The following is a 15,531-nucleotide window of genomic DNA, read 5'->3' on the forward strand; positions in this document are numbered from 1 at the left end:
TCAGTGCTCCCGCCGGTCGGTCGTCGTGGAATCGGGGTGGCCGAGCCGGCCGAGTACGGCGGTGTCGTCGGGCGCGCGCTGGTACCCGGTCGAGGTGCCGTCGCGCTGGGACGGCAGGGCGAAGTCGCCGTATCCGCTATCGGGTTCGTCTTCGGGTGTGTCGGCGTCCCGAGGTGCCTCGCCGTCCGCTTCAACGGACAAGTCCGTCCCGTGCCCCGGGACGTGGTCCGTCTTCCGGGTCTGCGCGGCGCCGCCGCCGGGTCGTTCGGCGATGCGCTGCCGTATGAGTTCGAAACCCCGGGCGCTCTCCCCGACTTCGTCGAGGTAGCGGGGGTAGATCACGGCCGTGGTGTCGCCGTCGGCCAACGCCTCGGCCCGCAGGGTGAGTTCGCGCAACGCCCGGACGAGCACAAGGTGGATCCAGCCGAGGAACAGGACTGCCAGGGTGGCGCCGACGATGCCGATGATCAGCGATTGCCGCCCGAGGCGGAACGGCCACAGGTCCAGGTCGGAGGCCTCAAGCTCGGTCACGACCGCCCAGCGCAGCGCGGCGGTGGCGCCGCGGTCGAGGTTGGACGCCGCCACGATCCGCATCGAGCGCCCCTCGCCGTCCCGACGCCCCAGGTCCGCGTCCTCCGCTGCGACGGATTTCGCGGCGTTTTCGAGGGTCTTGTCGGGAAGCGAGTCGTAGGCGATGAAGCCGCGGTTGGCCGCGAGCAGGCGGGCGCGGTCGTCGACGAGCCAAGTGCGGCCCTTGCCCTCGCGGGTGAGCAGCGAGACGACGAAGAAGGGGTCGTACTCGGCGATGAGGGTCCACCGCCGGTCGCCGGGGAGGGGTACGGCCGCGGCGATGACGGGTATTCGTCCCGAGTCGGCGCCCAGGTAGACGCCGGGCGCCGGGGGTGGATCGGCGTTCGCGAGCGCGTCCTCGCCCGCGCGGGCGACCGTCTTGCGGTCCGCGTCGCGGACGTACACGGCCCGGTAACGCGTGTGGTCCCTGAGCAGTTGGGAGAGCACCGCGTCGATTTCGTCGGAGGTGCTCTCGCCGGAGAGCGTGGCCACCGACAGCAGGTCGGCGAGGCCCTCGTTGAGGGCGCGGCTGACGGCGTCCGCGGTCGACTCGGTACGGGCCTTCTGCGCCTGCACGGTGTGGGTGGGCACGCGTACGTCGCCGCCGACGTTGCCGGCCACCCCGACGGCGGCCGACCAGCCGATCAGCAGGACCGAGCAGAAGCTCACCACCAGGCGGATGCCGGGGCGGCGGCGCTGCCGGGCGGGGACCGGGTCGTCTCCGTTGCCGACGACCCGGACACGCAGTTCCTCCAGCGCGCGGCCGAGGCGCGCGGTTTCGCGGGAGCCCCCGATGAGTGCGGGGCGTACGACCTCGCCGCGGGCGATGCGCCGCGCGTCCCGGTGCAGTTCGCGCAGCGGGCGCAGCAGCGCGCGGTGCAGCGCGAGCAGGATCACGCCGAGGACGCCGAGCAGGGATACCGCGGCGGCGAGGCCGAAGAGCACGCTGCTGTCGGCTGATTCGTCGATCCGCAACCGAGAGACGGTTACCACCGCGAGATCCGGCGTGCCGTTGTCGGCCCGGTCGGATCGGAGCGCGGTGTGCACCACGGTCGTTCGGCGTTCTCCGTGTTCGGCGGCGTAGGTGACCCCGAGCACGCCGGTGCCTGCGTGCCGGGCGCGGGCGACGCCTTTCTCCGCGTCGGGTTCCACCTCGCCGTCGGCGGAGGCCACGACGTTGCCCGAGCGGTCGACGAGCGCGATGTCGCGGATGCGGTCCCCGAGGAATTCCCGCCAGTGCGGGGCGCTGCTGGCGACCAGCAGCAGGTCGGGGCCGTCCCGCCCGGTCAGCCAGGCCGTCGCCAGGACGCGGGTGTCGCCGGTGGCCAGCATGAGGATCTGCGGAGTCAGGTCGTCCGTCGCACGTCCGGACAATGCCGACAGAGGAATCGTTTCCCCTCGCGCCGCGAGGATCTTCCCGTCCCCGGGGGACAACACGGCCAGTCCGCGCCACTTCTGATAAGTGCTCAGCAGCTCCAGGACGGCGACCGGGTCGGCGCTCCCGTTCTCGCTCACCAGGCGTGCGCTGCGGGCCAGGTCCGTCGCGCTTTCGCGGACCGCGCCGCGAACGCTGCGCGCGACATCCGCTGTCGCCGCCCGCTGTACGTCGAGTTCGGTGCTCGCGACCTTGTCGACCGGATCGCGGCCGAGCCACAGCGCGGAGATCGCGGCCAGCACGAGCCCGCAGACCGCGAGGAGCAGGACGGGCGCCTTCATGCCTGCCAGGACCCCGCGCGTCGGCGACATGCGCCTTCGGCTGCGCGGGCGCACGCCTGCGCGGGTGTTGGAGGGTTGTGCCACGTCCGGCCTTCCTGGGTGACCATCGGCCACACCGGGCGTACGGGCACCGCATGTTTGCCGGGCTCGACGCAAACTCCGTACGTACGCGGGGCCGTTGGGGCACTACACGCCACAACGGAGCAGGGGGCTGCCGTTCCCCCTGAAGGCCGCGCGCAGGTTATCGCACCTTATGATTCGGGTGATCAACCCGCCCCCGGTTTCCGTCCAGTACACGTTGCGCAGAACCGGCGAGAAAGGCCGCGCTTTGAGGCTTTCCCTGCGACAGGGCGGTGTGGCATCCCTCCTGGTCATGACGGCCGCGGTGGCCGTGCTGCTCGCCGTCGGCCTCCGCGATCCGGCCGGCCGGGCCGACCCGCCACCGGCTGACGCGTCGCGGCGCTCACCGGACGCCACCGCGGATCTCGCACAACTGGCCCGCACGTTCGTCGGCTCGCTGGCGAAGGACCACGACTACGTCCCCCCGGCGCCGGCGCAGCGCACGGCGTTCAGCGCCGCCGTGGGGCGTGTGTTCGACGGCTCCGTGCCGACGGAAGACCTCGCGACGCTCGGTTACGCCGCGACGCGGCGCGTGGACGGCGCCACCGGCCGCGAGTTCGTCGAGGTGGCCGAGCCGGTGCCGACCGGGCGCGGGTGGGGTGTCGTCTACGTCGACACCTCCGCGCCGATCCACCGCGTCGTCCAGGTGCCGCATCCCCTCGCCGACCTCGACACCGAGCTCGTCGCCGTGGACCTCTTCCGCCGCCTGCCGGGGGCCGTGCTGCTGATCGCCGGCACCCACCGCAAGGCCGGCACCGATGGCGCGGGCGACGCCGCACACCGCACCGACCACATGTTCGACGCCCTCGCGGGCGAACTCACCCGCCGCCGCGTACCCGCCGTCCAGATCCACGGCTTCCACGACGACACGGTCCCCGACACCGACGTCGTCGTCGCCACCGGCAGAACGACCCCCGACGCCACCGCCCACCGCACCGCCGATGCCCTGGAAGCCGCCGACCTGCGCACCTGCCGCGTCTGGTCGAGCGACAACCCGGCGTGCTCCCGCCTCGCCGCCCTGACGAACGTCCAAGGCCACACCGCCGCCGAAGCCGGCCTCCCGTTCCTCCACATCGAACTGAGCCGCACCACCCGCGACACCGCCGACTCCCGCCACAGGACAGCCGCGGCACTGGCCGAGGCACTGTCCCCGCCGGACACCCCAGCGGACAAATGGTGGCCTCGGTCGTGAACGAAGAGCCGCCACCCAGGCCCGGCGTCGGCACAACTCGCCCAAGGTCGGCGGCACACGGTCCCGCCTCGCGGCAGTGTGCCCTCCCCGCGACGGACGCCGCGTCAGAACCGACGACTCGGCCCACGCAGGCTAGTCACCCCCGCAACCGCCGCAGCCTCCCCCGCAACTGCTGCCACCGTCGTAACCGGCACCCCCACCACCGGAACCACCGCCCGAGCCACCACCGCCGCTCAACGCCACAATGGCGACGACGATGATTGCCAACACCACCAAGACCTCCACCGAGCACCCCCTCGCCAAGTCCCGCACTCCACTGGAACGGCCCCCGACGAACCACGTCAAGAGCCATGCCGTCGACGGGACATCACACCCACGAAACTGAGGGGCTTCCCGCACCGCACGGCGGGCTTGTCGCCTTCCGCAAGGTGCGGATGGCGGTTGTCGGTCACCACCGTGAACGGTGGAGGGTGCCGAACAGCATCACGGCGGCGATCCCGGTGAAGAAGACGCCGAAGATGATCGTGCCGATGGGAGCGGACTCGCTGTTCAGGCCGTAGGCCAAGGCGTCCGTCGCTATCCGCACGGGCACGATGCCGGTGAACATCCAGGCGATGGTGCGGAAGCAGAGCATGAAAAAGCCGTCCCACCAACCGAACAACACTGCCCACAACAGAACACCGATGCCGAAGTAGGCCAGTCGGAACCAAAAGGCGAGCGACTCGGCGGACTCCGGCAGGAACCACTCCTCGCGACCCATCACCTCCACACCGACGACTTCGTCCCGCCACAGCCGCAGCGTGGCCGGTTCGCCCTCCTGGGCCTTCCTGTAGAAGCCCGCAGACACGTCGCGGCCCTGCCGGGAACCGTCCGCCCGCTGCCACGTGACCTCGAAGTGCGTGGTCGTGGTCGTGTGGCCGTCCGAGTCGGTCGACGTCGTCGTGTACGTACGTCGGCCGACTATCGAGCCGGCCTCGCTGCCGAAACAGTCGCCGCCTCGCTCGCACTTGACGGTCGCGCGGAACTCCCTTGTCTTCTGGTACGGATCGGCCGCACCGACAAGCGCGACCATCAGCACGCCCAGCCCGAGCACGAAGACAACCCACCGCCCCACAGCCCGACCGGGCAGCGACACCGACGGTGACCATCCCCTGAACCAGCGAAAGCGCATGGCCGTCCCCCGTGGTGTCCGTCGCCTCCCCTGCATGATGCCCGCCGCAACCCGCCCAAGCCTCACTCTCCGCCCGTGCGTCGACGATGTCCCCTGGCCGAAAGGCGGAACCGCCTGCGTACTCCACCTGTTGTGGCCGATCGCCGGGACCGCCGCCTACGCTCCGCCGGGCCCTACTCGCCGTGCTGAACGTCGTGCTGAACGTTCTGCTGAACGTCATCGGTCGGTGAGTGCTCCCGCCCTTCTCATCCCCTGAGCGCCCGGTCCGTGACATCCCTCGGGGCGGGCGCACGGCAACTCCCGCCGCAGCTATGCAGATGCGCTCAGGCGGTCGAGGCAATCTCGGTGGTCCTGGTTCAGGTGGACGCGTTCCGCGGCGAGGTTCTCCTCCAGATGGTCGATCCTCGCGGTGCCCGGAATCGGGAGGATGACCGGCGAGCGGCCAAGGAGCCAGGCCAGCGCGACCTGTGTGGGGGTGGCGCCGAACTCGGCCGCGACCGCGGCGACCTCGGCGCTCGCCCCGGCCTGGCCCCAGGCGACAGTACGCCAGGGCAGAAACGCGATGCCCGCCGCCTCGCAGGCCACGAGGACGGGCTCATGTTCGCGGTCGAGCACGCTGTAGCGGTTCTGCACGCTCGCGATGTCGACGATGGCCCGCGCTTGGGCGAGTTCGTCGACGGTGACCTCGGACAGCCCGATCCGGCCGATCTTGCCCTCCGTACGCAAGTCGCGGAGCGTACCCACCTGGTCGGCGAGCGGCGTCTCAGGATCGACGCGGTGCAGTTGCAGCAGCTCGATCCGCTCGACCCGCAGTCGCCGCAGCGCCTGCTCGACCTGATCGCGCAGCACCGCCGGCCGCCCGTCGAGCTTCCATTCACCCGCCGGGCCCGTCCGCGCGACGCCGACTTTGGTCGTGACCAGCAGATCCTTCGGGTACGGAAACAGCGCCTCGGCCAACAGCTCCTCGTTCGCGCCGCCGCCGTACAGGTACGCGGTGTCGATCAGAGTGACGCCCAGTTCCACGGCCCGCCGAGCCACCGCGAGCGACCCCTCGCGCGCCGGCCCCGGCTCCGTCGGCAGCCGCATGGCCCCGAACCCGAGCCTGCGCACTTCCAGATCCCCGCCGACACGAAACACAGTCGATGTCACGACCTACCGCCCCTTCGATCAACCGGCAACGCTAGCAGCGCAGTTGTCCCCAGGGTCGGCTTACGCTCCGGACGCTGACGAGCGGTGAGACCGGCAATCGCCTTGGTCGCTGAGTTCGCCGCGTCGGCCGGCTCAGCGTGGCTCCGGTCCGATCACCCGCGTTCGCGGGGCAGGAAGGGACTCGGCGGGCCGTGCCAAGAGATGGACAGGGCGTCGCGGGCACGCGTGGTGGCGACGAAGAGCAGGGAGCGAGCCTTGCGGCGTTCGCGGCGGTAGCGGGCGGGGTCGTCGGTGCGGTAGCGCTCGATGGCCGCGCGCGGGACGATGCCGTCACTCGCGGTGACGATGGCGAGGAGCTGGTATTCCAGGCCGTGGCGACCGGGTTGGCGAACACCAGGTCGGCGAACTCCGCGCGGTTGCCGCCGAAGTGCTCGTACGCCGTCTTCGCCGCGTCTTGTCCGATGCCCGCGTACGGCGGCCATACAGGATCGGCGCACCGGCTTCGCCCTTCGAAGAGTTCCAGGTCGTACCAGGTGAGCTGGAACACGGTGTGGCCGTCGGCGCGCAGCCGGGTGCGTGCCGCCGCGTCGCGGGCCGGCGCGTCGTGGTCGGCGCCGGCGTGGAACCGACGGCCGTCGAGGTAGACCTTGACGCTCGGCGCGGGGCCGTCGGCGCGCGTGAGCGTGAAGTCGGTGCGCGTGTGGTGCATGCGCTCCTGCGCGGTCAGCCGCCAGTGGACGACTTCGCGGTCGGTGCGGATGCGCAGGTGCCCGCTCGCCCGGCCCGTCTCGTCGAGGACCGCGTCGTCGCTGACGTCGGCCCACCTGCGCAGCAGGGCGAGGAACCGCGCCTCCAGGTCGGATTCGATCTGCGCGTCCAGCCCGACCGCCCGCGTGCTGGGCACGTCGGTTGTGGCCCACCCGTCCACCGTCTCGGAGTCCGCGTCCTTGAACAGCAACTCCTCGACCAGCGACAGCGCTTCCGTGCGGGAGACCTGCTCGGCGTGCGCTTCCGGCCTGTAGCGCAGCAGGCACCGGTGGCAGGCGTTGCGGCCCTCGCCGGCGCACGGGCAGTGGAGGAGGTGGTCGCGGGCCGCGAGGAGGGTGGCGAGGAAGGCGTCCGGGTCGGTGAGCCGGTGCAGATAGCCGGTGCCCCCGGGGAGAGTGTCGAACAGGACGAGGAACGACCGGCGTTCGTCGGTCAGCTTTGACGCCGAACCGACCCGCACGTTTCTCACGCAGGCAGTGGTCCAGGATCGGCAGAAGGAACGATTCGGTCTTTCCCGACCCGGTACCGGTCGTGACCAAGGTGCCCTGCGGAGTACGGCCGCCCAGCGACGACAACCGCTCGAACGCGAGCGCCTGGTGTGCGTACGGCGAGAACCCCGGCGGCACCCACTCCAGCAACTCCCGCCACCCGTCGTCCGCCCGCGCGAACGGCGTGCGGATCCGCAGGAACGGCCCACGGAACATGCCCTGTTCGTCGTCCCCGAGGAACGCTTCGAGCGCGCTGCGCACGCCTTCGTCGGTAAGCGCGTATGTCGTCGACAGGTATTGCAGCAGGCTCGCCTTCAGCGCGCGTGCTTCGAGCGTGGGCCTCACGGCGCGGTCACCGCCGTCCCGCTACGAAGCGAAACGCGGCGGTCGACCACATCCCCAGCGCCCCGTCGGACGCGGGCACTCCGGCGCCGCCACCCCCACCCGAAAGTGCTCCCCCGACCGCGCACCGTCCTCGCCCCCTCCACCAAGACCACCGGGAGAGCCTAGCCGTCCGGTTGGATCTCGCCAGGGGGACCGCCTCGTTGGCCTCACCGGTCACCCCGACCTCGCGCCTCTCTACCGCTCGGCAGCCCGGAACGCGGCGCCGGCGAACGACGCCAACGCGGTGTGCAACCAGGCCGCACGCTCGTGGGCCTCGTCCTCGCTCCAGGAGAGCAGGAGATACTCCGCTTCGTGCGGGTCCTTCGTCCCGGGACGCCTCAGCGGGCCCGGCACACTCACGGCGGAATCGGCGGCGAGCGTGACCGCCAGCCTGAGCGACAAGCCATCGCGCTTGTAGGACACGTGTGACACGTCCCGCCACGGCACCGACAACGTACTGTCACCGAGCCGCATCATGATCCCTTGGCGCCCGAGGTCAAGGGAACCGCGCACGAGCAGAGGCAGGGCTCCGATCAACCTCGGCACGAACCCGAAGGCGGAGAAAAAGCAACCGACGAACAGACCCGCCACCGGCTCCCCCAACACCGCGAAGAGCACCCAGAACGCGGTGATGAAGAACAACGACCACAAAGCGGGGCGCCGCAGCCGGCGCCGGAAGACGGCTCCCCCGCCGTCCTCCACGGCGAATTCGTGCCCGGTCGGCGCGGGCGCGACGGAGGGCGGATTCGGCGGAGGCGCGGGCGCGGTTCCGCGTACGGACACGGCCGCGGCCGTCGGCTCGGACGGAAGCGCGCGCGTCGGCGGCGGGGGTGGGACCCCTTGCGTCTCCGATGTCGTCGCGGCTGCGGCGACCCGTCGCGTCTCGGCATCCGGCCCCGGATCGGCGCGCGGGTGTGCCTGTTGGCTGATGTCGACCGGAGGCGCCGCGGGCTGTCCGATGCCAAGTGCCGCAGGCGGAACGTCCGCACCCCCGGCCGCCTGGACCGCCTCGCCACCCTGCGCGAAAACCGTCGCGAGGGACACCGCAGTCGGACGGTCCGCAGGTTGCTTGGCGAGGCACTGCCGAACCAGTGGCAGCAAGTCCTCGGGTACGCCCGTCAGTTGTGGTTCCTGGCTCACCACGCGGAACAGCAGCGCGTGCACCGAGCCGCCGCCGAACGGACGGTGTCCGGTGGCCGCGAACACCAGAACGGCACCGAGCGAGAAAATGTCCGTCGGCGGCCCGACCTTGTCCCCGAGCGCTTGTTCCGGCGACATGAAGCCGGGCGTCCCCACCACGGCCCCTGTGGCCGTCAACGGTGTGCCGTCTCCCTCTTCGAGAGCCTTCGAGATGCCGAAGTCGATGACGCGCGGCCCGTCTTCGACCAGGATGATGTTCGACGGCTTCAGGTCGCGGTGGACCAGCCCGACGCGATGGAACGGCACAAGGGCTTCGGCAAGCCCCGCGCCGAGCCTCCACAGGGACGGCCCGTGCATGGGGCCGTGCGCGGTGATGTGGTCTTCCAGCGGCACGCCGGGGACGTACTGGCTGGCCACCCAGGGCGTTTCGGCATCGGGATCGGCGTCGACCACGGGTGCCGTCCAGAAGCCACCGGCCTTCTCCGCCAGAGCCACTTCACGCCGGAACCGCTCCCGATAGCCGGGGCGCCGGGCGATGTCGGGATGGATGAGCTTGACGGCCACCTGCCGCCCCGCCCCCGACACCCCCAGGAACACCTGGCCCATCCCGCCGGCACCGAGTCGCGCGATCAACCGGAACGGCCCGACAACCTCGGGATCACCGGGTTCCAACCTCTCCGCCACGCATCCCCCGCAAGCCGCCGACGCACCCGGCCACACAGCCTAGGCCAACGGGATCACGCCGTGGGTCGGTGTGCCCACAGGCCTCATCGGGTGCTCGGCTCTTCGTGGACGCGCTCGACGCCGTCACTCGTTTGCGTCAACCGCAGGCCGGACCGGACTACACCCACAGTCGCGAACTGCCAGGCGCAGAAAACTCCATGGCCTCACACCAGACCTTCGGAAGGACACGAAGCACCTTCGCGAACGGCCCACGTGCACTAGCCTCACGCTTTCCGGCGCATCATCAAAGGGGGCCTTGCGCGTGGGCAAGGAGTTGTTCAGTGAGACGACGGATCCGATCTCGCACCTCGTAAGAAACATCAAACGCGGCGAGATCGCGCTTCCCGAGCTGCAACGCCCGTTCGTGTGGTCGGCAGCGCAAGTCCGTGATCTGTTCGACTCGTTGCTCAAGGGCTTCCCGATCGGATCGCTGCTGTTCTGGGAGACCGGCGCCGATGCCGCCGCACGGCAGATCGGGACCGAGAGCAAGGAACGCTCCCCTCGGTTCCTCGTGGTCGACGGGCAACAGCGGCTCACGGCCTTGTACGCGGTACTGACCGGCGAGCATGTCGTGCGCAAAGACTTCTCCAGGGGGCCGATCCGTATCGCGTTCCGCCCCAAGGACGAGACCTTCGCCGTTGCGGACGCGGCCACCGACAACGACCCGGAGTGCCTGCCGGACATCAGCGCGCTCTGGAACGAGAGCGAACCCCGTGAGGTCGAGCGCAAGTTCCTCACCCGCCTGGTCACGAAGCGACCGCTCGACCAGTCCGAGAGCAGCCATCTCGGGGTCGCCTTGAGCAGAGTCCAGGCGCTCAGCGGCTATCTGTTCCGCATCGTCGAGCTGAATGAGGCCGTCGACGCGGAGCAGGTCGCGGAGATCTTCGTACGGATCAACAACAACGGAGTCCAGCTCAAGCAGGCCGACTTCATCCTGACTCTGATGTCGGTGCACTGGCAGCAGGGCCGCCGCGACCTGGAGGCGTTCTGCGACGCGGCCCGGCAGCCGTCGCTCACCGGGGCCTCCCCGTTCAATTGGCATATCGAGCCCGAACCGGACCAACTGCTGCGGGTGACCACCGCGGTGGCGCTGCGTCGCGCGGTGCTCAAGCAGGTGTACGCGGTGCTGCGCGGTCGCGATGCGGAGACGGGTGAACTGTCCCCGGCGCTGCGACAGGAGCGGTTCGAGCGCCTGGAAGCCACCCAGAAACAGGTTCTCGACCTCACGAACTGGCACGAGTTCCTGCAATGCCTCGAACGCGCGGGCTTCCGCGGCGGGGCGATGATCTCTTCCGAGAACGCCGTGGTGTTCAGCTACGTCATGTGGCTCCTCGGTCGCGTGGAATACGGCGTTCCGGTGGACCGCCTTCGGGAAGTGATCGCCCGGTGGTTCTTCATGGCGCAGCTGACAGGACGCTACTCCGGATCCTTCGAGACGCAGGTCGAACAGGATTTCCACCGACTTCAGGGCGTCACCGCCGGGGACCCCGCCGGCTACGTGGCGGCGCTGAACCGCATCGTGGACGACACCCTGACACCCGATTTCTGGCGGATCGCACTGCCGAACCGCCTGGACGCGTCGAGCGCCAGGCCTCCCGCCTGGCTGGCGTACACGGCCGCGCTCAACATCCTCGACGCGGACACGTTGCTGTCGACGGGCAAGATCCGCAGCCGCCTCGATCCGGCGATCCTGCTGCGCAAGGGCGTCGAACGGCACCATCTCTTTCCGCGCAACCACCTGAAGAAGCAGGGCATTCGCGAGGTCCAGCGGATCAACCAGGTCGCCAATATGGCCTTGGTCGAGTGGAACGTGAACCTGAAGATTTCGGATTCGGCTCCGTCGGAATATTGGCCCAAGCAGCTCGCCGCGAATCCCCTGGACGAGGATCGCATCGCCCGGCAGCGCTATTGGCACGCGCTTCCGGAAGACTGGGAGAACATGCCGTACGACGACTTCCTGTCGGCACGGCGGAAGCTCATCGCGGAGGTCGTCCGCGACGCGTTCGAGAAGCTCGGCGACAGCGGCTACGCGCCGGAGTACCCGGCACCGACACGGGCCGTGCCCGCCCAACGGGCCTCCGAAAGCACCTGGGTCACGATCGCCGACCTGCTGACGAGCGGGCTGCTCAAGGCCGGGACACGGCTCACCCCCAAACCGTCGTCCCACCGGGCCGAGGCGCACGTGAACGCCGACGGCAACATCGTCCTCGACGGCGTGGAATACGAGACGCCCACACCGGCCGCGCAGGCGGTCATCGGCGGAGGCCACCGTGGCGGATGGGGTTTCTGGATCGCCCATCTACCGGACGAGGGCCCGGTATTGCTCGACGAACTGCGGGCACGCTACCGGGCTTCGAATCAATAAAAGCCGACGTTGAGCCAAGGGCATGTTCCTTTGCAGATGTCGACGCCCTTGCCTCAGGGCCGGGCCGACAGTGCGAGCAGCTCTGGCACGGTGATGGCAAGACGACCGAAACCCGGTGCGCCTTCGAAGCGAACTTCACAGGTGCGCGAACGCCCCTGCTCCACCCGTCCCGCGTACCCCACCCCCACGCGGCGTCACCGGTAACTCTCGAACGCCCCGCACCCCTTCGCGACCAGAGCCGGGTCGACCGGAACCACCGGCCCAACCACCGGGACCACCGGCAACGTGATGCCGCCCTCCGACGTGGGCGGTGCGAATTCGATGCGCACGGTTCGGGGCCAGGCGCGGTTGGAGGGCTCGATGTACAACGCGCCGCTGATCGGGATCACACGAACTACTTTTCCGTCCTTGACGAAGACGTAGCCGGGTTGCCCGCCGTCCGACGCCGCCGGAATCTGGGCTTCCTTCCCGAATCGGGATACCAGCCAGGATTCGTCGGCGTCGAGATACACCTCGTCCCACGCGAAGCCCGCCACATCGGCGAGCAACAGCGAACCGTCTTCGCAAAGTTCGTCGTACGCGCGGTGATGGAAGCGATTATCCCGATTGGATTCGCGCTCGCTGCGGACGAGTTCCCGGAAACCATCGGAAAAGACGTAGAGCGCTCCGAACAGCACGATAGGGGTAAGGACAAGCCCCAGCACAATGCCCTGTAGCACAGGGCCGAACCTGCTGCGAAAGCTCTCCCGCTCGCCGGTGCTCACGGGAGATCGTACGAGGGTGTCTTGCCCTCCCTGTCCGCACGGATGGTCCCGTCCGCTGCGACTTGGTCGCTGTAGTAGAGGTTGCCGTCCTGCCCCACCACCACCGTTCGGCCGCTTCTGACCGCGAATTCGATCGCGTTTGCGACCTCGTCGAGCGGCTTGCCCGCCATCTCGGCGGCAACGGTCCGGCCGACTTCATTGTTGTGGAGGTCCATCGATTCGCTTTTCTGATCGGCGGCTGACTTGTCGACAACCATCTCGTGTGCAGTTGTGTACTTCTCTGTCCACTCCTGGCCGAAATTTCTGGCCAACAGGGCGTTCCAGTACGAGTGCCAGAACGCGTCGGCGTAGCCGTCGAGTTCACCCTGGCCGGGGAAGCGCTTTCGGCATTCCTCCCAGGCCTGGTTGGAGATGAGCATGTACTTCGCGCGCTCTTCGCTGCTCAGATCCAAGATCATCGCCTGCTCGTTCCCGGGGCGGTATCCGTTGAGCTGCGGAACGCGGTCCTCGACGAAGTTCGCTTCGAACGGGGCCTTCTGGACGCAGTCGTCAGATACCTGATAGCGGTGCTGGATCTCCGACAACGGGACGCGCATGGCATCGACGAAGTCGACGTTGGCTCGCATCGCCCTGAGCCGAGCTTTCACGACGGTGTCCTGGAACTCCGCGACCAACCCGGCGCGGGTGTGCAGCTCGGCCTCGGTACCGGCGCCGGCCGGCAGCTTGTCGAGCACTGTCGGCTCGAATGCGGCACGCTCGACTTCCGTCCAGGGCACCCCGAACGCATCAGCGATCTCCAGGCACCGCAACACGATGTTCTGCGCCTCTCGCAATCCTTCCGCGTAGGCGTAGACAGTGGTGACGAAGTGCCCGACCTGCGTGTCGAGTTGACCGAGCCGAGCTCCGGAGGCCGCCAACGACTCGCGGAACCCTTGCGCTGCCTGTCCCTGCCAGCCGGTGGTGGAGGAACCCACCTCAGTGAGCAGTTGAGCACTGCGCGCGGCTCCGAGCGCCGCGATCAACACCTGATCGGCGACGGTTTGGAGGCCGACAGGATCTCCTGGGATGACGTCCTGAGGAGCGGCCATGAGCGCCTCATCCCAGCACGTCGCGGATGGTTTGCATCGACGCTCTATTTGTCACTTCCGCCTGGGTGTAACCGGTGACGTTCGCGGACACCGAGACGGCCAGGCGGTCCAGGTCACGGGCGACCAACCCGTGCTCGTCGGCGAGACGCGACAGTTGGCGCTCCAGGGAGGACTGGGCAGTGGCGGTGTTCGTCTTGGCTCGGCCCACCGCCGCGATGCCGGAGCCCGCGTTCCGGGCGACTGCGGCGGCTTCGGTCACTTTGGTGTGTGCCGTCGCCAGTTCGGCGGGGCTCACCTCGAATCCTTGGGACATTCCCGCTTGTTCCCCCGTCTCTTCCCGTGGATGTTGCGTCGAGCGGAGCTGGCGACGTACGCGTCAACGCGACCCCCGATAGGCAGCATAGCGAGCCAAGAAAGGACGAATTAGTACTCCAGCCGCACTTCGTGATGGCCTCGGGAACCGGTGCGGCCACCGCGTGATCTTGGCGAGGTGTGTGGACTCGATCTGATCAGGCGGTGGCCGCGGGCCACAGATTAGTGGACGTTGATCGCTGGAGTGTGCGGTTCGACGAGGTGATGGCACGGGTGGCGGGTCGGTTCTTCCGGGTTGAACCGCGTTCGACGGCACGGGAGTTCGTGTCCGGGCTGCTGTCGTCGGTGGAGCGGAAGAACTGCTGGTGGCTGGCCGAGCAGGCCGGGCACCACCGGCCGGACGCGATGCAGCGGCTGCTGCGCTCGGCCCGGTGGGACGAGGACGGCGTCCGCGACGACATACGCGACCTGGCCGTCGAACACCTCGGCGACCCCGGCGGGGTGCTCGTCGTCGACGAGACCGGCTTCCTGAAGAAGGGCATGCACTCGGCGGGCGTGCAGCGGCAGTACTCCGGGACCGGCGGACGGATCGAGAACTGCCAGGTCGGGGTGTTCCTCGCCTACGCCTCCAGACACGGTCGCGCGCTGATCGACCGGCGCCTCTACCTGCCCGAACACGGCTGGTGCGACGATCCCGGCCGCCGTGAGGCGGCCGGGATCCCGCCCGAGGCGGTGTTCGCGACCAAGCCGCGCCTCGCCGCGGACATGCTCGCCGCCGCCCTCGACGCGGGCGTCCCCGCGCGGTGGGTGACCGGCGACGAGGTCTACGGCCAAGACCCCCGCCTGCGCGGCGAGTTGGAGGACCGCGGTGTCGGCTACGTCCTCGCCGTCGCCTGCTCGACCCGGGTGCGGATCAACGGCGGGCGCACCCCGGTCAGGGCGGACAAGGCCGCCGCCGCGCTGCCGGCCTCCGCATGGCACACCCACAGCGCCGGCGACGGCGCGAAGGGTCCGCGCCGCTACCGCTGGGCGTGGATCGCCCTGGACGGCGACGGACACCGCCGCCAACTCCTCATCCGAAGCAACCGCACCACCGGCGAAATGGCGTTCTACCGCTGCTTCACCCCCGAACCCGTCCCGCTGCCCGCGCTGGTGCGGGTCGCCGGGATCCGCTGGTCCATCGAGGAGCTGTTCCAGGCCGCGAAAGGCTGCGTCGGCCTGGACCACTACCAAGTCCGCAACCACCGCTCCTGGAACCGCCACATCACCCTCACGATGCTCGCCCTGGCCATCCTCGCCGTCGCCGCGGCCGAACAACCCGACGACCCCGGCAGCGGCCGGATCAGGCTGACCGTCAACGAAATCCGCCGCCTGGTCGGCGCCCTACTCCTCACACCGGCAACGACCGCAACACTCGTCCTGGCCTGGTCCGACTGGCGCAGACAACACCAAGCCCGAGCCCGAAAAGCCCACTACCAGGCACGACTCAGTACGTGATCACGAAGTGCGGCTGGAGTATTAAGGAGCCGGCCCCGACAAACTGACGCATACTCAGCCCACGCGAAGGCGGGGGGGGGGGGG

Annotated in this window: 10 protein-coding genes and 2 pseudogenes; 3 read left to right on the top strand and 9 right to left on the bottom strand. The window is 69.4% G+C overall.

What is annotated here, in order from left to right; genetic code table 11:
- Positions 1-2,370 carry a HAMP domain-containing protein gene (locus ACRX5W_RS16905; RefSeq protein ID WP_436788983.1) on the bottom strand — a complete coding sequence of 790 codons (2,370 nt, stop codon included), beginning with the start codon at positions 2,368-2,370 and terminating at the stop codon, positions 1-3.
- 271 nt (positions 2,371-2,641) lie between these two features.
- Here ACRX5W_RS16905 and ACRX5W_RS16910 point away from each other — a divergent pair, with 271 nt between their 5' ends.
- Positions 2,642-3,598, top strand: coding sequence for a hypothetical protein (locus ACRX5W_RS16910; protein WP_436788984.1), 957 nt, complete (start codon positions 2,642-2,644; stop codon positions 3,596-3,598).
- A 448-nt stretch (positions 3,599-4,046) separates the two neighbouring features.
- Here ACRX5W_RS16910 and ACRX5W_RS16915 read toward each other — a convergent pair whose 3' ends face one another.
- The 5 genes and pseudogenes from ACRX5W_RS16915 to ACRX5W_RS16935 all read right to left on the bottom strand — a co-directional run bounded on the left by ACRX5W_RS16915 (position 4,047) and on the right by ACRX5W_RS16935 (position 9,382).
- Positions 4,047-4,712 (bottom strand): hypothetical protein, encoded by a 666-nt coding sequence (locus ACRX5W_RS16915; RefSeq protein ID WP_436788985.1) that lies wholly within the window; start codon positions 4,710-4,712, stop codon positions 4,047-4,049.
- Positions 4,713-5,078: 366 nt separating this feature from the next.
- A complete protein-coding gene (locus ACRX5W_RS16920) occupies positions 5,079-5,918 on the bottom strand; it encodes an aldo/keto reductase (RefSeq protein ID WP_436788986.1) in 840 nt (279 codons plus the stop codon).
- Positions 5,919-6,070: 152 nt separating this feature from the next.
- Positions 6,071-6,289 (bottom strand): annotated as a pseudogene (locus ACRX5W_RS16925) (3'-5' exonuclease); the annotation flags it as partial.
- Between the two features lie 716 nt (positions 6,290-7,005).
- A pseudogene (locus tag ACRX5W_RS16930) lies at positions 7,006-7,383 on the bottom strand (hypothetical protein); the annotation flags it as partial.
- Positions 7,384-7,753: 370 nt separating this feature from the next.
- Entirely contained in the window at positions 7,754-9,382 is a 1,629-nt protein-coding gene (locus tag ACRX5W_RS16935) for a serine/threonine-protein kinase (protein WP_436788987.1), read from the bottom strand.
- Positions 9,383-9,683: 301 nt separating this feature from the next.
- Between ACRX5W_RS16935 and ACRX5W_RS16940 the strand changes: the two genes are divergently transcribed.
- Complete coding sequence (locus ACRX5W_RS16940; RefSeq protein ID WP_436788988.1) at positions 9,684-11,786, top strand: GmrSD restriction endonuclease domain-containing protein; 2,103 nt, start codon at positions 9,684-9,686, stop codon at positions 11,784-11,786.
- A 194-nt stretch (positions 11,787-11,980) separates the two neighbouring features.
- Here ACRX5W_RS16940 and ACRX5W_RS16945 read toward each other — a convergent pair whose 3' ends face one another.
- The 3 genes from ACRX5W_RS16945 to ACRX5W_RS16955 are packed head-to-tail and all read right to left on the bottom strand — an operon-like array spanning position 11,981 to position 13,951.
- Positions 11,981-12,550 (bottom strand): hypothetical protein, encoded by a 570-nt coding sequence (locus tag ACRX5W_RS16945; protein WP_436788989.1) that lies wholly within the window; start codon positions 12,548-12,550, stop codon positions 11,981-11,983.
- Positions 12,547-13,638 carry a DUF6973 domain-containing protein gene (locus tag ACRX5W_RS16950; RefSeq protein ID WP_436788990.1) on the bottom strand — a complete coding sequence of 364 codons (1,092 nt, stop codon included), beginning with the start codon at positions 13,636-13,638 and terminating at the stop codon, positions 12,547-12,549. Before ACRX5W_RS16950 ends, ACRX5W_RS16945 begins: the two co-directional genes overlap by 4 nt.
- Before the next feature lie 7 nt (positions 13,639-13,645).
- Positions 13,646-13,951, bottom strand: a complete 306-nt coding sequence (locus ACRX5W_RS16955) for a hypothetical protein (RefSeq protein ID WP_436788991.1) — start codon at positions 13,949-13,951, stop codon at positions 13,646-13,648.
- 224 nt (positions 13,952-14,175) lie between these two features.
- Between ACRX5W_RS16955 and ACRX5W_RS16960 the strand changes: the two genes are divergently transcribed.
- On the top strand, positions 14,176-15,447 hold the full coding sequence (locus ACRX5W_RS16960) for an IS701 family transposase (protein ID WP_436788992.1): 1,272 nt from the start codon (positions 14,176-14,178) through the stop codon (positions 15,445-15,447).
- Positions 15,448-15,531: the final 84 nt, after the last annotated feature.

This window comes from Yinghuangia sp. YIM S10712 (assembly GCF_051388935.1).
Taxonomy (GTDB): domain Bacteria; phylum Actinomycetota; class Actinomycetes; order Streptomycetales; family Streptomycetaceae; genus Yinghuangia.